This window comes from Williamsia sp. (genome assembly GCF_016462415.1).
Lineage (GTDB): Bacteria > Actinomycetota > Actinomycetes > Mycobacteriales > Mycobacteriaceae > Williamsia_A.
This window is the reverse complement of record NZ_JAEMTF010000034.1, coordinates 1-17,111: the sequence shown is the minus strand read 5'-3', so window position 1 is coordinate 17,111 and position 17,111 is coordinate 1. Positions and strand designations below refer to the sequence as shown.

At 67.6% G+C, this 17,111-nt stretch carries 19 protein-coding genes; 11 read left to right on the top strand and 8 right to left on the bottom strand.

The window, feature by feature from the left end:
- The first annotated feature begins 274 nt into the window (after positions 1–274).
- Positions 275–1,234 (top strand): ferritin-like domain-containing protein, encoded by a 960-nt coding sequence (locus JHC79_RS10520; RefSeq protein ID WP_296390396.1) that lies wholly within the window; start codon positions 275–277, stop codon positions 1,232–1,234.
- A gap of 28 nt (positions 1,235–1,262) precedes the next feature.
- On the opposite strand, the gene JHC79_RS10515 is transcribed toward JHC79_RS10520, so the two are convergent.
- The gene (locus JHC79_RS10515; protein ID WP_296390394.1) at positions 1,263–1,739 is read right to left on the bottom strand and encodes a DUF309 domain-containing protein; all 477 of its coding nucleotides are present in this window, start codon (positions 1,737–1,739) and stop codon (positions 1,263–1,265) included.
- Between the two features lie 117 nt (positions 1,740–1,856).
- Here JHC79_RS10515 and JHC79_RS10510 point away from each other — a divergent pair, with 117 nt between their 5' ends.
- Both JHC79_RS10510 and JHC79_RS10505 read left to right on the top strand, forming a co-directional pair.
- Entirely contained in the window at positions 1,857–2,102 is a 246-nt protein-coding gene (locus JHC79_RS10510; RefSeq protein WP_296390393.1) for a hypothetical protein, read from the top strand.
- 128 nt (positions 2,103–2,230) lie between these two features.
- Positions 2,231–2,692 (top strand): DoxX family protein, encoded by a 462-nt coding sequence (locus tag JHC79_RS10505; RefSeq protein ID WP_296390391.1) that lies wholly within the window; start codon positions 2,231–2,233, stop codon positions 2,690–2,692.
- A gap of 10 nt (positions 2,693–2,702) precedes the next feature.
- On the opposite strand, the gene JHC79_RS10500 is transcribed toward JHC79_RS10505, so the two are convergent.
- Positions 2,703–3,221 (bottom strand): MarR family transcriptional regulator, encoded by a 519-nt coding sequence (locus JHC79_RS10500; protein ID WP_296390390.1) that lies wholly within the window; start codon positions 3,219–3,221, stop codon positions 2,703–2,705.
- A 72-nt stretch (positions 3,222–3,293) separates the two neighbouring features.
- Between JHC79_RS10500 and JHC79_RS10495 the strand changes: the two genes are divergently transcribed.
- On the top strand, positions 3,294–4,187 hold the full coding sequence (locus JHC79_RS10495; RefSeq protein WP_296390388.1) for a class III extradiol ring-cleavage dioxygenase: 894 nt from the start codon (positions 3,294–3,296) through the stop codon (positions 4,185–4,187).
- Positions 4,188–4,443: 256 nt separating this feature from the next.
- Positions 4,444–4,806 (top strand): TraR/DksA C4-type zinc finger protein, encoded by a 363-nt coding sequence (locus JHC79_RS10490; RefSeq protein WP_296390387.1) that lies wholly within the window; start codon positions 4,444–4,446, stop codon positions 4,804–4,806.
- Between the two features lie 14 nt (positions 4,807–4,820).
- On the opposite strand, the gene JHC79_RS10485 is transcribed toward JHC79_RS10490, so the two are convergent.
- Entirely contained in the window at positions 4,821–7,151 is a 2,331-nt protein-coding gene (locus tag JHC79_RS10485; protein ID WP_296390385.1) for a transketolase C-terminal domain-containing protein, read from the bottom strand.
- A 123-nt stretch (positions 7,152–7,274) separates the two neighbouring features.
- On the opposite strand from JHC79_RS10485, the gene JHC79_RS10480 reads away from it, so the two are divergent.
- Together JHC79_RS10480 and JHC79_RS10475 are read left to right on the top strand one after the other, a co-directional pair.
- Positions 7,275–7,796 carry an Lrp/AsnC family transcriptional regulator gene (locus JHC79_RS10480; protein WP_296390383.1) on the top strand — a complete coding sequence of 174 codons (522 nt, stop codon included), beginning with the start codon at positions 7,275–7,277 and terminating at the stop codon, positions 7,794–7,796.
- A 177-nt stretch (positions 7,797–7,973) separates the two neighbouring features.
- Complete coding sequence (locus JHC79_RS10475; RefSeq protein WP_296390381.1) at positions 7,974–9,104, top strand: alpha/beta fold hydrolase; 1,131 nt, start codon at positions 7,974–7,976, stop codon at positions 9,102–9,104.
- A 74-nt stretch (positions 9,105–9,178) separates the two neighbouring features.
- On the opposite strand, the gene JHC79_RS10470 is transcribed toward JHC79_RS10475, so the two are convergent.
- Genes JHC79_RS10470 through JHC79_RS10455 form a run of 4 tightly spaced genes read right to left on the bottom strand, consistent with a single transcriptional unit; the run spans position 9,179 to position 12,715 of the window.
- Entirely contained in the window at positions 9,179–9,955 is a 777-nt protein-coding gene (locus JHC79_RS10470; protein WP_296390379.1) for a crotonase/enoyl-CoA hydratase family protein, read from the bottom strand.
- Positions 9,952–10,617 carry a VOC family protein gene (locus tag JHC79_RS10465; protein ID WP_296390377.1) on the bottom strand — a complete coding sequence of 222 codons (666 nt, stop codon included), beginning with the start codon at positions 10,615–10,617 and terminating at the stop codon, positions 9,952–9,954. Before JHC79_RS10465 ends, JHC79_RS10470 begins: the two co-directional genes overlap by 4 nt.
- 29 nt (positions 10,618–10,646) lie before the next feature.
- Complete coding sequence (locus JHC79_RS10460) at positions 10,647–11,444, bottom strand: SDR family NAD(P)-dependent oxidoreductase (protein ID WP_296390375.1); 798 nt, start codon at positions 11,442–11,444, stop codon at positions 10,647–10,649.
- 59 nt (positions 11,445–11,503) lie between these two features.
- Positions 11,504–12,715 carry an acyl-CoA dehydrogenase family protein gene (locus JHC79_RS10455; RefSeq protein ID WP_296390374.1) on the bottom strand — a complete coding sequence of 404 codons (1,212 nt, stop codon included), beginning with the start codon at positions 12,713–12,715 and terminating at the stop codon, positions 11,504–11,506.
- Positions 12,716–12,903: 188 nt separating this feature from the next.
- On the opposite strand from JHC79_RS10455, the gene JHC79_RS10450 reads away from it, so the two are divergent.
- The 3 genes from JHC79_RS10450 to JHC79_RS10440 all read left to right on the top strand — a co-directional run bounded on the left by JHC79_RS10450 (position 12,904) and on the right by JHC79_RS10440 (position 14,545).
- Positions 12,904–13,515, top strand: coding sequence for a CoA pyrophosphatase (locus tag JHC79_RS10450; RefSeq protein WP_296390452.1), 612 nt, complete (start codon positions 12,904–12,906; stop codon positions 13,513–13,515).
- A gap of 128 nt (positions 13,516–13,643) precedes the next feature.
- Positions 13,644–14,192, top strand: a complete 549-nt coding sequence (locus JHC79_RS10445) for a YceI family protein (RefSeq protein WP_296390372.1) — start codon at positions 13,644–13,646, stop codon at positions 14,190–14,192.
- Between the two features lie 161 nt (positions 14,193–14,353).
- Positions 14,354–14,545 (top strand): hypothetical protein, encoded by a 192-nt coding sequence (locus JHC79_RS10440; protein WP_296390370.1) that lies wholly within the window; start codon positions 14,354–14,356, stop codon positions 14,543–14,545.
- 9 nt (positions 14,546–14,554) lie between these two features.
- On the opposite strand, the gene JHC79_RS10435 is transcribed toward JHC79_RS10440, so the two are convergent.
- Positions 14,555–15,133, bottom strand: a complete 579-nt coding sequence (locus JHC79_RS10435; protein WP_296390368.1) for a TetR/AcrR family transcriptional regulator — start codon at positions 15,131–15,133, stop codon at positions 14,555–14,557.
- Positions 15,134–15,273: 140 nt separating this feature from the next.
- Between JHC79_RS10435 and JHC79_RS10430 the strand changes: the two genes are divergently transcribed.
- Positions 15,274–17,111, top strand: a 1,838-nt coding sequence (locus tag JHC79_RS10430) for an adenylate/guanylate cyclase domain-containing protein (RefSeq protein WP_296390450.1), incomplete at its 3' end; no start/stop codon positions are given.

The window sequence follows — 17,111 nt, the reverse complement described above, 5'->3', positions numbered from 1 at the left end:
CGGAAGGTGGGTGCGGCGTCTGCGGATGTGTTCGTGTCTGTGCTCGAGGTCATACCCATATGACGCCTGCGCGCGGCGAGCTATTCCGCCGCGACCTGTTTCGCCTCGCTAGTGATGTATCGCACGGCAAGCGTAAAGCGCTGGTGGAGAGCGTCTTTTGAATCAGAACCGCCGGTAATACCGCCAGGTGGTTCACAGACCGCGCTCTGGTGGTCACGATGGAGGAGAAGCGAAGACATCCGCTGAGATCACACGTCGACGGAGGGATTCCATCATGACCTTGTCCACCTCAGGACTCCGCCAGCAGCTGCGCACCGTGCTCACGCTGACCAACACCGAGATCCAGGTCGCCGAGACCCGCATCGCACAGGCCCGCACCGAGGCCGTACGCGAGGAACTCACCAAGAATGCCGAGAACGGACGCGTTCGCGCGGTCGCCATCAGTGAGGCGCTCCGCGGACTGGGTGGGCTGCCCGCGCTCGTCAGCCCGCTGGTCGGCCGCACGGCTGCCCTCGGCAAGACCTTCTTCGAGCAGGCGCAGCCCCTCGACGAGGCGCTGCTCGGCGATCTCGCGCTGGAGCACCAGCTTCTCGACCGGTCGCGCTACATCAAGGCGCTCGCCACTGCCGCGAACGAGAGCGAGGTCGTCGCACTGGCCGACCGTCTGATCACCGCGCACTCGGCCACCGTCGAATGGCTCACCGTCGTGCTGGCCGAGGAGGCGTTGGGCGGACCGGTCGCACTTCGCCGCACCCCGGTGCAGTGGGTCAGCGGAGTCGCAGCGCGTGCGGCGACCATCCCCGGCGCGTTCGTGGCGCGCGGTGCAGATCGCGCGATCGACACCGCCCGCCAGGTGCCCACCCGCATCTCCGGTCTGCGCAAGCAGGTCGAGGAGGTCGGCGAGACCGCGACGAAGACGATCGTCGCGAGCCGGGATGCCGCACTCGAGGCTGCCGAGGGTGCGGCTCGCGACAGCGGCGCACCGGGTCTGGCCGACTCGCTGCACAACGTGCGTGAGGCCACCGGTACCGTCGCCGCCGAGGATCTTCCGATCAGCGGTTACGAGGAGCTGAACGTCTCCAGTGCGGTCTCGGCCGTCAAGGAACTCGATCAGCCCGCCGACATCCGCCTCGTCATCTCGTTCGAAGAGGCGCACAAGAACCGCAGCGGGATCATCTCCGCGGCGCAGACGCAGCTCGCGGCCATCGCGAAGGACATCGTCGGGGTCAACTGACCTGACACCGTCTCAGAACAGCTCGTCGTCACCTCGGTGGCGGCGAGCTTTTCTGTGTCCGGGCCCGCAACGGTGGCAGCGGACCGTCGTCCGGGGTGCGCGCCCATCGGAGGAGCGCGTCTATGTCGATGCCGTACGGAGTGGTCGCTGCGTATGAAGCGAGACCGAGGACGGCACGTGCCAGCAGGCGATCGGCCCCGACCGGCCGCCCCCGCAACCGGTGAGTGCACCCGACCGCCAACTGCGCCAAGCTCTTCCACAGTTCGACGTCCGGCTCGCCGGCATCACGAGCGGACTTCCATGCGTCCTCGAACACCTCGTGGGCATGAAACGGCCGGCCACGATCCAACAGCTCCTGTGCCTGGCTGATGGTCTCGTCCGGCGTGCGGATCACACCCTCGGGTTGCCTCGGTTCACCCTGCTCGCCGTAGGGGAGTGGCCGACCCAGGCCGTCGCGGGGGCGCGCGTTCCGCGGTCGACCGTCGATGTCACGGTCGCGGTCCATGTGTCCGAGGGTAGTGGTCGCACCCGGCGTGCGACACAGTGTTCACCTGCGAGACATCAGCTGTAGACGCAGATGGCGTGTACTTCTCTCATGAGCCGTGGCCGATCGAGTGCAGTGATGTCGACAGGGGAGACGGCCGACCCGGTTGTCTCCACCGCAGCGGTTCTCGCTTTCGGTCGGCGGTGGTCGGCCTACGGCGGAGGGCCCGCAGAGGACATCATGGTCGAGTTCGGATGGACCTCGGACCGGTTCTTCACCGAGCTCGAACAACTGTTGAGCAGCCACCCACCCGGTGACCTGTCCGCTCCTGTGGTCGCGTCGATGATCGAGGTGTGTCGGCGCCGGATCTGGATGGGCCAGTAGACCCGCACCCGGATCACTTGCGTCGTGAAGTAATCGACGATAAGTTTCAGTTCACGCTTGAATCAATACCTCTCGAGACGTGGCATCGTGCCGCGTCGACCACGCGTGTTCTGACGAAAGGTTCCTCGATGAACTCCACCCTGCCCCGTGACATCGCCACCCTGCTGGCGCGAGTCGGTCTCGGCGTCGTCTTCCTCGCCCACGGTCTGCAGAAGCTGAACGTCTGGGGGTATTCCGGGACCAAGGCGGCGTTCGACGGCATGGGTGCACCGATGCCCGGTGTCTCGGCGTTCCTCGCGACCTGGATCGAGATCCTTGGCGGAATCGCCTTGATCGCAGGAGTTCTCACCCCCGTCGTGGGCATTCTCCTGTTCCTGGACATGGTCGGCGCGTACTTCATCGCCCACTCCGGCAACGGTATCTGGGTCGCCGACGGCGGCTACGAGTTCGTGCTCGCGCTCGGTGCGGGTTCGCTGCTGATCGCCGCGGTCGGGGCCGGCAAGTTCAGCGTCGACGGTGTCCTGGGCTCGCGACTGCCGTGGGTCGCCTCCGACCGCACCTCGGCGACGTCGCGTGCGTCGGTGTCCTGACCGCTACGTCTCACGCTTCGTGGTCGGCGTTCATCGCGGCGCCGATGCGGTGGCCGATGTCCCGGAGTTGGCGGATCTGCGCCTGCGTCAGTGAATCGAAGATGAGTCGGCGGACGATGGCGACGTGTCCGGGCGCGCTGTCGAGCAGAACCTGCATGCCGACGTCGGTCAACTCGGCGAGCGTGTATCGGCCGTCGGTCGGATCCGGTCGGCGGGTGAGCCACCCACGCTTCTCCATTCGCGCCGCCACCTGGGACAGCCGGGGTAGTTGGCCCTCGGTGAACTCCGCGAGGGTGCTCATGCGCATCGTCCGGTCGGGGGCCTGCGACAACCCGGCCAGGACCTGGTACTCGAAGTGCGTCAACCCGGAATCGCGCTGTAGTTGTCGATCGAGCAGCGCGGGGAGTCGGACCATCATGCCGGTGACCGCCATCCACGTCGCCAACTCGTCCTCGTCGAGCCAGCGGGTGTCGACGGCGGCGAGGGGCTCGAAACGGTCCGAGGAGCGGCTGGGGCGGGTGGCGGCCATTCCGGCAGCCTACGTCAGGGCGTGTCGGGCACCCGCCGGAATAACTTGCATCGTGAAGTGATTGGAAGGACCATGACCACCTCGACCGCTGCCGCCGACGCACTCATCCCGGCTGCTCACCCGTTCGCTCGGCACCTCGAGCACCACACGCGTTCGCAGGAGCGCGCACCGCGGCAGGCGTGGACTCCTGACGACGGGATCCTGCCCGCGCTGTACATCAGCCACGGTGCCCCGCCGACCTTCACCGACGCCGCGTGGATGCGTCAGATGCACGACTGGGCGGCGACCATGCCGACGCCGCGGGCCATCCTGATCGTCAGTGCCCACTGGGAGTCCGACAGCATCGGGATCACCAGCACGGTGCCCACCGAGCTGGTCTACGACTTCGGCGGCTTCGATCCGATGTATTACCGGATGCGCTACGACACTCCCGATTCCGGGCCGCTGGCGCAGTTGCTGCTCGACGCACTGCCCGACACCGTCCACGTCCACGAACACCGCGACCGCGGGCTCGACCACGGTGCGTGGCTGCCCCTCAAGGTCATGTACCCCGACGCCGACATCCCGGTGTTGCAGCTCAGCCTGCCCACGTCGGATCCGGCGCGACTCCTCGCGCTGGGTGCGCGTCTGCGAGGCCTGCGTGAACAGGGAGTGTTGGTGATGGGGTCCGGGTTCATGACCCACGGGCTGCCGTACATCGACTGGCGACGTCCCGACATCGTCCCGGACTGGTCGGCGGAGTTCGACACCTGGGCCGCCGAGGCCCTCGACCGCGGTGACGTCGACGAGCTCGCCCGCTTCTCCACGCGGGCCCCGGGACTGCGCTTCGCCCATCCCACCGTCGAACACTTCACACCGTTGTTCGTCACGCTCGGTGCCGCCACCGACCCGACCGCGTCGGTCACCACGGCGATCGACGGGTTCATCTTCGGTGGGTTGTCGAAGAGGTCGTTCCAGGTCGCGTGACCTCCCTGGGGACCTCGGTCTCGGCGAGCATCCGTTGATCGGCGATCCGGATCGAACGCGCGACGACCACGGCGACGACGCAGGCGGCGACGCACCAGACGGCGATCACGATGGCGCAGATCGCGACGATCGTGTCCATGGCCCCTCCTGATCTGGGTGTCGGTGTGTGGCGTCCATGCTGCCGTCGGTTCGTGAGAGAACCCCAAGAATCGACATTGCATCGGCTGTGACCAGCGCGAACCGTAGCATCGGGCACATGGACCCCGACCAGGCACGTGCGGCCCTCGCCGATGAACGCGCACAGACGCTGGCGTTGCTGACCACGATGGCGGCCCGCTTGACCAGCGTCGTCGATGCCGGTGCCGATGCGAGTTCCGACGATGAGCACGACCCGGAGGGGTCGACGCTGGCCTTCGAGCGCGGCCAGCTGGTCGCGCAGATCGAGCGGTCGAAGGTGCGGATCGCCGAGGTCGACGCCGCCCTGCAACGCCTCGACGCACAGACCTACGGGCGGTGCGAGAACTGCGGTGCCGACATCGCGCAGGCGCGCCTCGAGGCGTTGCCGGCGGCGCGCCTGTGCATCGCGTGTGCGTCGAAGGGATCAAACCGTCGGTGGTGACCCGCGCCTGGGCGTCAGCTGGTCAGGTCGAGTGCTGCGCGCACGATGGAATCGGTGTCGATCCCGTGCAGTCGGTACACGTCCGGAAGGGAGCCGACCTGTCCGAATGTGCTGACGCCCAACGACTCTGTGCGCACCCGGTTGATCGTGGAGAGGAACGTCAACGTGTGCGGGTGGCCGTCGAGGACGGTGACCATCGGGGCGGCGCGGTGTGCCGGGAACACCTGGTCGAGGATCCACGACTCGGCATCCCCGTGACCGCTGCGCGCCTGCATCGCCTCGAAGAGCAGTCCGGCGCTGGTGACGCAGACGACCTCGGCGGCGATGTCGAGATCGGCGAGCCGGTCGGCCGCCTCGAGCGCCTCGGTGACCATCGCGCCCATGCCGACGATCGTGACGTCGGGCTCTGCGCAGGAACGCAGTGTGTACGCGCCCGCGACCACCTGACGGCGGCGACGCTCCCGCGCGGCGGGATCGGTGGGCACGTCGGCGAGCGACTGCTGCACCGGCCGGGTCGACAGCCGTAGATAGGCAGACCGGCCGTCGGGGCGTCCGAGGCGGGCCATCGACGCAAGCAGCGTCCACTCCACCTCGACGGCGAAAGCCGGTTCGTAGCTGGTGCATCCGGGTTGCTCGAGTCCGATGGACGGCGTCTTGATCGACTGGTGGGCTCCGCCCTCGGCGGCCAGGGTGACGCCGGCGGGCGTTCCGACGAGGATCGACTGCCCGCCCGCGTAGATGCCGTAGGACCACGGTTCCAACGCCCGTTCGACGAACGGGTCGTAGAGGACCCCGATGGGGAACAGGGGTTGACCCCATCGGCTCCAGGTGGATCCGAGTTCGCCGATCAGCCCGACCAGGTTGGTCTCGGCGATCCCGAGCTCCATGTGTTGCCCCGACGGCCGCTCCCGCCAGTGCATGATTGTCTCGCCGTCGTCGTCGAACCAGTTGCGCCGCTCGCCGGTGGACCACACGCCGACCTTGTTGAGCCACCCGGCGAGGTTGGTCGTCGAACTGACGTCCGGGCTGCACGTGACGACCCGCTCGGCGACCTCCGGGGCGTCGCGGGTGAGGTCGAGCAGGGTCCGCCCGAGGGCGGCCTGCGTCGTCGACGTCGCCGGGGATTTGCGGCCGATGTCGGTGGGAACGGTCGGTGGGTTGACATGATCGATCGGTTCGCGGTGCAGTCGTCGAGCTGTCGCGGTACACAGCTGTCCCGACGGGGTCTCGTCGTCGAATCGGTGCCAGGGCGACGCGGCGTCCATGCCGAGGTCGGTCGCCAGCTGGTCGAACTGCTCGACGGTCAGCAGCGACGAGTGGTTCTGCGGATGTCCCTGGGTCGGGAGGCCGCGGCCCTTGATCGTGTAGGCGATGATCACCGTCGGGCGGGTGTCGTCGATCTGTGCGTAGGCGGCCCGCAGGGCGTCGAGGTCGTGGCCACCGAGGTTCGAGATCGCGCGGACGAGCTCGGCGTCGTCCAGATCGGCGATCACGCGGGCCACATCGGACGCCCCGGGTCCGTCGCCGGGCAGGCGCTGCCGGATCTCATCGGGCGAGCAGCGCAGCAGCCGTTGGTATTCGGCGTTGGGCATGTCGAGGATGCGCGTCCGCAGGGCCGGGCCACCGGGGCGCTCGAACAGCGCCTCGAGATGTTTGCCGAAGGTGACGGTGATGACCTGCCAGCCGGCCGCGGAGAACATGGCCGAGAGACGCCCGGGGGCGATGTTGGGCACCACCCGGTCGAGCGACTGCCGGTTCAGATCGACGATCCACACGATCTCGCCGAGCTCGGACACCGACGTGTCCAGGATCGCCTCCCACACCGCGCCCTCATCCAGCTCGGCGTCGCCGACCAGCGAGTACTGCCGGCCGCGTCCGGTGCCGCCGAGGGCGGTGTCGACGTAGCGCCGGGCGAAAGCACCCCAGATCGGTGCGGTGGCGCCGATGCCCACCGAACCCGTCGAGTAGTCGACCGGATCGGGGTCCTTGGCGCGGCTCGGATAGCTCTGCAATCCACCGAACCCGCGCAGGGTGGTCAGGTACCTCTCGTCGAGGCTGCCCAGCAGGTAGTTGATGGCGTGCAGCACCGGTGACGCGTGCGGCTTGACCGAGACCCGGTCGCCCGACGACAGCTGCTCGAACCACAGCGAGGTCATGATCGTGACCATCGAGGCGCAGGACGCCTGGTGGCCGCCCACCTTCAGCCCGGTGGGGTTCGGCCGGATCACGTTCGCGTGGTGGATGATCGCGGTCGACAGCCACAGCACGTGCCGGGCGATCTCGTCGAGCGCGTCGCCGTCGTCGCCGAGAGGGGCGGCCACGGATTCGGACGTGGTGGTGCTCATGTCACAACTCCCGCCTGCGGTCCCGACATCTCGCGCTGTCGGCCGATTCGTTGGGCACACTGTTCCATCGAGTGCAGCACGCCCACCAGGTCTGCGCAATCAGCTGACGTAGAGTTGCGCACTATGACAACTTCGGACCCGGACGATGCAGCAGAAGTGCGCACTGTGCCTGTCGGAGCGGCCGTCGACGGGGTCGACGTGCGATTGCTGCTCGCGTTGTCCGAGGATCCGCGGGGCACGACCATCGCACTCGCCGAGAAGGTCGGGGTCTCGCGCAACACCGCCCAGGCGCATCTCAACAAATTGGACCGCTCCGGTGCGATGTTGCCGTTCGAGCGGCGTATCGACCCCGTCGCCCTGGGCTATCCGCTGCGCGCGTTCGTCATGACCAACGTCAAACAGCGTCGGCTGGGTGACGTGGCTGCGGCGCTCGCCGACATCGACGAGGTGATCGAGGTCGTCGGACTCAGCGGCGGGGCGGATCTGTTGATTCAGGTGGTCGCGCGCGACGGCGACGACCTCTATCGGATCGCCGGCCGGATCCTCGACATCAAAGGGGTCAAGCGGACCAGTACGTCCCTGGTGATGCGCGAACTCCTCGACCACCGGATCAATCAGCTGCTGCGTACTGACAACAGGCGTTGAGGTTTCCCGGCTGCAGCGTTGTGTTGCGCGACAGGTTCAGCGGATTTTGTGGGTGAGATCACACGAATGTGTGCGAATCCCTACCGATCCTGAGCGAGGCGAAGTTAGTTTTCGGTCAGCGGACCGCGGATTGGCTGCGCGACGCTGTCGAACACATGACCTGTGAAAGGCATACCAATGAAGTCGTCTTCACTCCGCCGCGCATCGGTGAGCTGCGCGTCCGCACTGGCTGCGGCCGGTCTCGCGCTCGCTCTCGCCGGGCCTGCCACCGCCGCACCATCGGTTCAGCAGCTCACCGACAACATCAAGGCCGGCATCAAGACAACCAGTTCCACCGCGAACACCAACCAACGTTCGGTCACGCCGAACGCGGTGTCCGGTCCGATCACCATCCCCGACGGCACCAACAGCACCTCGTCGGAGACCTCCGGCGTCGGGCCGGCGCAGACGCGTTTCCTGCCGGCGTTCGCCTACTCGGTCAAGAACCCGAACGTGGCTCCTCCCGGCGCCAACAACTACAGCTGCAAGGCCCGCGCCGGTGATCGCCCGATCGTGCTGGTCCACGGCACCTGGGAGAGCGCGTACGACAACTTCGCCAACATCTCCCCGGAGCTGACCAAGGCCGGTTACTGCACGTACACGTTCAATTACGGCATCACCAAGCCGCTCGATGGTGGCGGCGCCATCGCGCTCATCCCGGGCGCGAACGGCACCGGTGACATCCCGCGGTCGGCAGGCCAGCTGCAGACCTTCATCGACAGCGTCCTGTCCAAGACCGGTGCGTCCAAGGTCGACATCGTCGGACACTCCCAGGGTGGCCTGCTCGCTCGCCAGTACCTGAAGTTCAACGGCGGACAGTCCAAGGTGCAGAAGCTGATCACCCTGGGCGCGACGAACCACGGCACCACGCTCGACGGGATCGGTTCGCTGGGCCGTGCGATCAACAACCTGGGCATCAACATCCTCGGTGTGGCACAGCTGCCGGTCGGTGTCTCCGGCATCCAGCAGGTCGTCGGCTCCGACGTGGTCAACGGCGTCAACGCCGGCGGCGACACACTGCCCGGGATCGACTACACGATCATCCGGACCCTGCGTGACGAGGTGACCACCCCGTCGCAGTCGACCTTCCTCACGGCCGGTCCGGGCGCGACGGTCAAGAACATCACGCTGCAGGACAACTGCCCGCTCGACCAGTCCGATCATGTGTCGATGTCCTACTCGCCGCGCGCGATCTCGCTGATCAAGCGCGCCCTCGACGGCGGCAAGACCCCTCTGGTCTGCCTCCCGAACGGGTTCCTCATCGGCTGATCGAGTCCGACCACCTCAACACCCGGGCGCCGGAAGTGCACACGCACTTCCGGCGCTCGTCTGTTCGGAATCGACTAGGTGACACCTTTGTCGTCGAACCGACCGTGCCGCCCGGCGCCGTCGGCGAACCGCGTTGCCCCGTCGATGGTCTCGTGGGTCAGTGACATCGCGCCGTGGCGCAACTCGTTGAGTATGGCCTGCTCCTCGGTGAGACCGTGTTGCTCCAGCAGCGACATCCGGTCACCGCGCATGCACAGCTGAGGGAACGCGGTGAGCTCGGTGGCGAGCTGTTGCGCGGCCGAGACCGCTTCTCCTCCAGGCACGATGCGGTTGACCAGCCCGATGTCGTAGGCCTCCTGCGCCTGCACCGGACGACCGGTGAGGATGAGGTCCATGGCGCGGCTCTCGCCGATCAACCGCGGCAGCCGCACGGTTCCACCGTCGATCAGCGGGACGCCCCAGCGCCGACAGAACACGCCGAGCACCGCCCCCTCCTCGGCCACGCGGAGATCGGCCCACAGGGCCAACTCGAGCCCCCCGGCGACGGCGTGCCCGGTGATGGCGGCGATGACCGGTTTCGACAACCGCATCCGGGAGATCCCCATCGGACCGTCTCCGTCGACGGCCACCCGGTTGCCGTCCCCGGCGCTGACCGCCTTGAGATCGGCGCCGGCGCAGAAGGTCCCGCCCTCACCGTGCAGGACAGCGACGTCGGCGTCGGGGTCGGTGTCGAACGCGCGGAACGCATCGGCGAGCGCCTGGGCGGTCGCACGGTCGACGGCGTTGCGGACCTCGGGTCGGTCGATGCTGATCGTGGTCACCCGCTCGGTGGTGCTGCTGTGCACCGTCATCCGTTGCGACCCTCCGACGTGCAGACACAGGCCTTGTTGCCGTGCCGGTCGGCCAGCACCCAGAACGCGGGGGCGTACTCGTCGGTGACCAGGGTGCCGCCCGCGGCCAGAGCGGCGTCGATGCGCTGCTGCGCGGCTTCGATCGGCACGATGACGTCGTAGTGGAACCGTTGCTGGACTTCGCCGACCGCATCAGGGGACGGCTGGAACCACAGCGCGCGTTCCCGGCCCCCCGGGTCGTCGACCTGATTGCCGTCACCACGTACCCGATAACCCAGTACCGCGGCCCAGAACTCGCGGACGTCGTCAGGGTGCGGGGTGTCCAACGCGATCTCTATGACCGTGATCTCCGACGGCGCAGGCACGACATCGAGCCGTGCGGCGATGTCGCTGATCTCCCGGGCGAGGGCGATGTCGCGGCTGGTGACCCCGCCGACGTCGTGGCTGACCAACCGGACGTCCACGGTCGGATAGGACAGGTCGAGATCGGGGTGGTGATCGGCTTTCTCGGCGGCCTCGCCGATCAGGCCGGCGAACTCGAGGCCCGTCGCGAAGTCCCCGGTACGGAACCGGGCGTGCAGGACCCCGACCAGCCAGCGCCAGTCGTCGAGGCCGGAGTCCCGGACCTCCGGGTAGTCGATGATCCGTTTCGCGTCGCTCATGTGTCCAACGTATCGTCGCCGCGCGCTTCCTACTGCGGCTCCGCCAACGCCATCACGTGGCCGTAGAGGTCCGGGTAGCGCATCAGGTGCGCGCCGCCGTTGAGGTCGAGCACCTCACCGGTCATCCACGATGCGTTGTCCGAGCAGAGGAAAACCACCGCATTTGCCACATCGGCGGGGGTGCCGGTCCGGCCCAGGGGACTGTTCTCCACGTAGTCCTCGACAACACCGGGCACCATCGTGGCGGGATCGGTGAGCGGCGTGTGCACGAAACCGGGCGAGACCGCATTGACCCGGATGCCGCGTGGCCCCAACTCCAGTGCCCCGACCTGCGTCAGCATCACCAGCCCGGCCTTGGCCGAGCAGTACGCGCTCATCCCGACCGCCGGCTGCCGCGCGTTGAGTGAGGTGATGGACACCAGGGCGCCACCGTCGACCAGGCGTCGCCCTGCGTGCTTCATCACCAGGAATCCGCCGGTGAGGTCGGTGTCGACGACCGACCTGAACTGCTCGACGTCGAGGTCGGTGATGCGGCCGAAGGTGCTGATCCCGGCACTGTTGACGACCGCGTCGGGTGCGTCGTGATCGTCGAACAGCGCGGCCACCGACGCCTCGTCGGTGATGTCCACGTGCGCGGCGGCGTGCGTCTGGCCGAGTTCGGCCGCGACCTCAGCGGCAGCGTCGAGCTCGCGGTCGGCCACCGTGACGGTGAATCCGTCGGCCGCGAGGGCGCCGGAGATGGCTCGTCCGAGACCCGATGCCCCGCCGATCACCACCGCATGGCGGGTGGGTGTGTCGACGTCTGTCGTGCTGTGCGCGGCGGTCATCCGGCCATCGTGCACCGGCCTCGTCCCCCGTCGCAGGGATGTCGACGAACCGCCCGTGGCTAGGACAGTCGCACACCCGAGATCGATCGCGCGATGACGAGCTGCTGGATCTGCTCGGTGCCCTCGAAGATGTCGAAGATCTTGGCGTCGCGGTGCATCCGCTCCACCGGGTACTCGCGGGTGTAGCCCACGCCACCGAGGATCTGGATCGCACGCTCGGTGGACCAGACCGCGACCCGACCTGCCTTGAGCTTGCTCATCGACCCCTCGGCCGCGGCAAAGGGCTGGCCCGAGGCGCCCATCCACGCCGCACGTCGCACCAGCAGACGAGCGGCGTCGATCTCGGTCGCGATGTCGGCGAGCATGAACGAGATCGCCTGGTTCTCGATGATCGGCTTGCCGAACACCACCCGGTCCTTGGCGTAGTCCAGTGCGTACTCGTAGGCGGCCCGTGCGACGCCGATGGCCATCGCGCCGACGGTCGGGCGGGTGCGCTCGAAGGTGGCCATCGCGGCCTGGCTGCCGGTCTTCTTGCCCTCCTTGGCGCGGGCGATCTTCTCGTCCAGCTTTTCCTTGCCGCCCAGCAGTGCACTGCCGGGGACACGGACGTCGTCGAAGAAGATGTCGGCGGTGTTCGACGCCCGTAGGCCGTGCTTGCGCAGCTTCGACGGGCGGGCGATGCCTGCGGTGTCGGAGGTGAGGACGAACGCCGCCTGACCGCGGGATCCCAGCCCCGGCTCGACGACGGCCTGCACCACCAGCACGTCGGCGATCCCGCCGTTGGTGACCCACGCCTTCTGGCCGCGGATCACCCACTCATCGGAGGCCTCGTCGTACTTGGCGGTGGTCTTCATGTTGGCGACGTCGGAGCCGGCCTCGGGCTCCGACGAGCAGAACCCGGCGACCTTCACCTCGGTCTCGGAGCCGTAGCACCGCGGCACCCACTCGATGACCTGCTCGAGGGTGCCCGCGGCAGCGATACCGGCGGCTGCGAGACCGGTGCCCATGATCGACAGTCCGATCCCGCCGTCACCCCAGAACAGTTCCTCGGTCAGGATCGGGAAGCTCTGTCCGGTCTCGTCCTCGCGCAGCGACGCCATGATCTCGTAGCTGTACAGGCCCGCCTTCGCGGCCTCCTGCAGCACCGGCCACGGCGTCGATTCGCTCTCGTCGTACTCCGGCGCGGCCGGCCGGATGACCTTCTCGGCGAACTCGTGTGCCCAGTCTCGCAACTGGATCTGATCGTCGGTGAGGGCAAGGGAGAACGTCATCGGACCTCTTTCGCGCGTTCGGGATCCGCGCGGCACGCGGTCGATTAGACAATAACGTGTTCCAGATCGCTCGGGAATGTCCAGCCGAAAGCTGGGACGATTCCCTGAACGGGGCGGGGGGCGTTGTGGTGGCCCACCCTGCCGGGCGACGCCGCCGACCCGCGTTGCACAGTGGAGTGATGATCGATCTGACCGCCGACGACGACGCCATCCGCGCCGAGATCACCGCGCGGCTCGACGCGTTCGGGCCCACCGAGGCGGCCCTCGGCGACTCGCGGCGGGCAGCGGTCGCGGTCGCGGTGACGTCGGTCGAGGGGACGCACGGCATCTGGCTGACGAAGCGACCGTCGAAGATGCGTGAACACCCCGGGCAGTTCGCACTGCCCGGTGGACGTCTCGACCCGGGCGAGGACGTCCAGACCGCCGCCCTGCGCGAACTGCACGAGGAGATCGGCGTCGCGGTGGACCGCTCGCAGGTCCTCGGTCGCCTCGACGACTATCCGACCCGGTCTGGCTACGTCATCACCCCGATCGTCTGCTGGGCCGGGGCCGACCGCGACACCACGCCCAGCCGCGACGAGGTCGAACACCTGTTCTTCGTCCCGATGGACGAGGTGGCGGTGACACCGCGGTTCATCTCGATACCGGAGTCCCCGCGGCCGGTGATCCAGCTCCCGATCGTCGGCTCCCTGGTCCACGCTCCGACCGCCGCGGTGATCTACCAGTTCGCCGAGGTGGTCCTGCGGGATCGGCACACGCGGGTCGACCAGCTCGAACAGCCGGTCTTCGCGTGGCGTTGACCTGCGTCGCAGAGAATTCTCGAAGATTTTCCCGGGGCCCGGAATACAATCGGACCGTGGTCCGGTTAGATGGGGAGGAAGCACCACGAACCGTCCCGGTTCGCCCGCCAAACCCGTAGGAGAACCCCATGTCCGACACCATCACCACCACGGAACTGTCCGCAGGCACCTGGACCATCGATCCGGTCCACTCCGCGATCTCGTTCTCGGTCCGCCACCTCATGGTGAGCAAGGTCCGCGGAAACTTCGACACCTTCTCCGGCGCGATCACCGTCGCCGAGGACGGCACCCCGTCGGTGACCGCCGAGATCGACGTCACCTCGATCAACACCAACAACGAGCAGCGCGACGGCCACATCAAGTCGGCCGACTTCTTCGACGCCGGACAGTTCCCGACCGCGACCTTCGTGTCGAAGTCGGTCGCGAAGAAGGGCGGCGACTACGTGTTGACCGGTGACTTCACCCTCAAGGGCGTCACCAAGACCGTCGATCTCGACCTCGAGTTCAACGGCGTGAACCCGGGTATGGGCCAGGGCGAGGTCGCCGGCTTCGAGGCCTCGATCGAGCTGAATCGCAAGGACTTCGGCATCGACATCGACATGCCGCTGGAGACCGGTGGAACCGTCGTCGGCGACAAGATCAAGATCGTCCTCGAGATCGAGGCGAACAAGGCCTGATCGCCTTCCTCGAGCGCAGTCCGGCGCGGCCATCTTCGCACTCGCGAGGGTGGCCGCGCCAATTGTTTTCCGGGACAATAAATCAGGCGACAGAGCAGGGGTTGTCTCTCTACCTTGATCGGTGAAAGCAGTTCGCACACTCACCGATTGGAGGAAAAGTCATGACCACCTCGACCATCGCCTGGACTCTGGGCGCCGGAGCCTCGCTGACGAGGATGCGACGCAGGCGGGACACTCCGATCGAATCGGCGGCGGCCCGTCGTGAGGAGGCACGCCTGCGCTGGGAGAATCGCAGGCGGATGCAGGAAGAGGCGTATCGCGTTGCGCTCGCGCAGTTCTGGGCGCGGCGCTGACCCGACGCGTCAGCGGACGCGTACGCCGTCGAGCAACAGGTCGACGAGGCCACCGATATAGGCCTCGTCGACCTGATCTCGTGTCAACAGCACGCGCGTGTAGATCGGCGCGTGCAGGAATTCCAACGCCAGACGCCTGTCGATCGTGGCGGCGATCTCACCGCGGTGCACGGCGCGGTCGAGCACGACGCCCATCGCGTCCATTCGTTCGTCGAGAACCCGCCTGCGGGCCTCGTCGAGGCGGTCGATCTCCAGCGGCATGCTCGCGAGTCGCAGCATCGCCTTGCTCTGCGGCGACGACAGCGACTCGTGCAGGTTGGTCGTCAGCTCGATGAGGTCGCGCCGGAGATCGCCGGTGTCCGGGACCTCGACCGCGGGGTCGATGTGGTTGAGCAGGGCGTCGGTGATGAGCTGTTCTTTGGTTCGCCACCGTCGGTAGACGGATGTCACATGTACGCCGGCGGACTCGGCCACCGAGGCGATCGTCACACCGTCGAAACCTGTGTTGAGCAGCTCATTCACCGCCGCGGCGAGAACCCCGTCACGGACCGCTTTCCCGCGTTTGTGGGACGTATTGGGCGTGGACACGCGGCCGAGCCTAACGCAAGTGGTGTTGCGTTATGTAGCATTTGCGCAACAGGTATTGCGTTAGCAGCCCACGGGGTGTCATCGAATGCGCCATCACGGCGAACGCGACGCCGCCGACCAGGGGATTGTGGGTGACCGACATGAATCGACGGGCAACCGCAAACGTGCGGAAGTTCGGGGGGAGGACCCCGCGTGAGCGGCTGCTCCGACCGTCCCGCCTCCCCGGCTTCGACCTCCTGCAGTCGGTCGCGGGTGATTACCAGTACCCGGGTCGGGATTGGTCGACCATCGACGTCTCCGAGCGCCGCGCCGCCGCGCGACGACTGATCACGGTCGCCACCGTCGGCATCGTCGTGACCAACGTGATCGTCGGCATCGAGACGGTCTTCCTCGTCGCGCTGGTCACCACCGGCGGCGACCTCGTCGCCCAGCCCGGCACCGGCGGCCAGAACATCGCGGCCATCATCGCCGCCCTGCTCGTCGGGGTGGTCGTCGACCTGATCGCGGGCCTGTTCCTGCTGATGCCGCAGATCCGCTGGTTCGTGAGCGGGAATCCTGCCGACACCGACCGCCGACGATCCGTGCAGAAGCTGCCGATGCTCGGCGTTCTCGCGACCGCCTTCGGGTGGGCCGCGGGCGTTCTCGTCTACATCGCGATCGGCTACGACGTCGGCCTGATCAAACTCATCGTCGTGTTCAGCGCCTTCACCCTTGCCGGTGCGTCGTCCGGCTGCGTGACCTACATGATCCTCGAGCGTGCCGGGCGCCCGCTGGTGGCCGCCGCGATGCGCGACGCCCCACCGCGACGGCCCATGCTCGGGGTCCGCGAGCGGATGATCGTCCTCTGGATCGTCTGCAGCGGAGTGCCCCTGATCGGCATGTTGATGATGAACGTCGGGCGTGCCATCGGCTGGCTGCCCACGAGCAGCACCGCTCTCGACGTCCCGACGGTCGTGCTCGCGTCGGTCTGTCTGCTCAGCGGTGCCCGCGCGATCGCGTTGATCTCCAAGTCGATCACCGATCCGCTGCGCGGGATGCGGCGTGCGGTGGAGAAGCTCGGCGTCGGCGAGTACGGCGCGAAGGTCGACGTCTACGACTCCTCCGAGCTCGGCATCCTGCAGCACGGTTTCAACGAGATGGTCGACGGGCTCGGTGAACGTGAACGGATGCGGGACCTGTTCGCCCGGCACGTCGGCAGCGAGGTCGCCGATCAGGCCATGCGCCGCGAATCCGGGATGTACGGCGTGAACACCGACGTCGGTGTCCTGTTCGTCGACATCGAGGGCTCCACACGGTTCGCCGAGTCGACCGATCCGGAGACCGTCGCGAAGATGCTGAACCGCTTCTTCACGATCGTCGCCGAGGTCGTGGCCCGTCACGGTGGCTTCATCAACAAGTTCGAGGGTGACGCCGCGCTGGCCGTGTTCGGCGCGCCCACCCCGCTCGACGACCCCGCGGGCGCGGCGCTGCGAGCCGCCCGCGAACTCGGACCCGAACTCGAGGCGCTGCACCCGCTGCGCTGTGGCATCGGCACCTCCGCGGGCCCGGTCTTCGCGGGCAACATCGGGGCCGAGACCCGGTACGAGTACACCGTCATCGGTGACCCGGTCAACGAGTGCGCACGCCTGGCCGAGATCGCCAAGACCGCGCGCTCCAACGTCCTCGCCAGTGGGGCCGCCATCGCAGCCAGCTCGATCGGCGACGAGGTCGACGACCGCGAGCAGTCCGCGTGGGGCCACGACACCGATCTCGACGACACCGACCTCCAGTACTCCGAGTCCGGAGATCTCGAATCCGGGGCCGATGAGTCCGCGGAGGTCTGGAACTGGGTGTCGCTGGGTAGCGTCGCGCTGCGGGGCCGCGCAGCGCACACCGAACTGTTCGCACCCGCCGAGGACGACGAGAAGGTCGACACGTCGAGCCTGTCCGACATCGTCGACGGGTTGATCCGCCTGCCGCTGGCCATGCTCAAGGGTCG

Bases quoted from the DNA above. Each gene is read 5' to 3' on its own strand.
- JHC79_RS10505 (WP_296390391.1), top strand. From the start codon at position 2,231: ATGAACTCCACCCTGCCCCGTGACATCGCCACCCTGCTGGCGCGAGTC.
- JHC79_RS10490 (WP_296390387.1), top strand. From the start codon at position 4,444: ATGGACCCCGACCAGGCACGTGCGGCCCTCGCCGATGAACGCGCACAG.
- JHC79_RS10480 (WP_296390383.1), top strand. From the start codon at position 7,275: ATGACAACTTCGGACCCGGACGATGCAGCAGAAGTGCGCACTGTGCCT.
- JHC79_RS10510 (WP_296390393.1), top strand. From the start codon at position 1,857: ATGTCGACAGGGGAGACGGCCGACCCGGTTGTCTCCACCGCAGCGGTT.
- JHC79_RS10460 (WP_296390375.1), bottom strand. From the start codon at position 11,444: ATGACCGCCGCGCACAGCACGACAGACGTCGACACACCCACCCGCCAT.
- JHC79_RS10485 (WP_296390385.1), bottom strand. From the start codon at position 7,151: ATGAGCACCACCACGTCCGAATCCGTGGCCGCCCCTCTCGGCGACGAC.
- JHC79_RS10470 (WP_296390379.1), bottom strand. From the start codon at position 9,955: ATGACGGTGCACAGCAGCACCACCGAGCGGGTGACCACGATCAGCATC.
- JHC79_RS10440 (WP_296390370.1), top strand. From the start codon at position 14,354: ATGACCACCTCGACCATCGCCTGGACTCTGGGCGCCGGAGCCTCGCTG.
- JHC79_RS10520 (WP_296390396.1), top strand. From the start codon at position 275: ATGACCTTGTCCACCTCAGGACTCCGCCAGCAGCTGCGCACCGTGCTC.
- JHC79_RS10465 (WP_296390377.1), bottom strand. From the start codon at position 10,617: ATGAGCGACGCGAAACGGATCATCGACTACCCGGAGGTCCGGGACTCC.
- JHC79_RS10445 (WP_296390372.1), top strand. From the start codon at position 13,644: ATGTCCGACACCATCACCACCACGGAACTGTCCGCAGGCACCTGGACC.
- JHC79_RS10495 (WP_296390388.1), top strand. From the start codon at position 3,294: ATGACCACCTCGACCGCTGCCGCCGACGCACTCATCCCGGCTGCTCAC.
- JHC79_RS10475 (WP_296390381.1), top strand. From the start codon at position 7,974: ATGAAGTCGTCTTCACTCCGCCGCGCATCGGTGAGCTGCGCGTCCGCA.
- JHC79_RS10515 (WP_296390394.1), bottom strand. From the start codon at position 1,739: ATGGACCGCGACCGTGACATCGACGGTCGACCGCGGAACGCGCGCCCC.
- JHC79_RS10455 (WP_296390374.1), bottom strand. From the start codon at position 12,715: ATGACGTTCTCCCTTGCCCTCACCGACGATCAGATCCAGTTGCGAGAC.
- JHC79_RS10500 (WP_296390390.1), bottom strand. From the start codon at position 3,221: ATGGCCGCCACCCGCCCCAGCCGCTCCTCGGACCGTTTCGAGCCCCTC.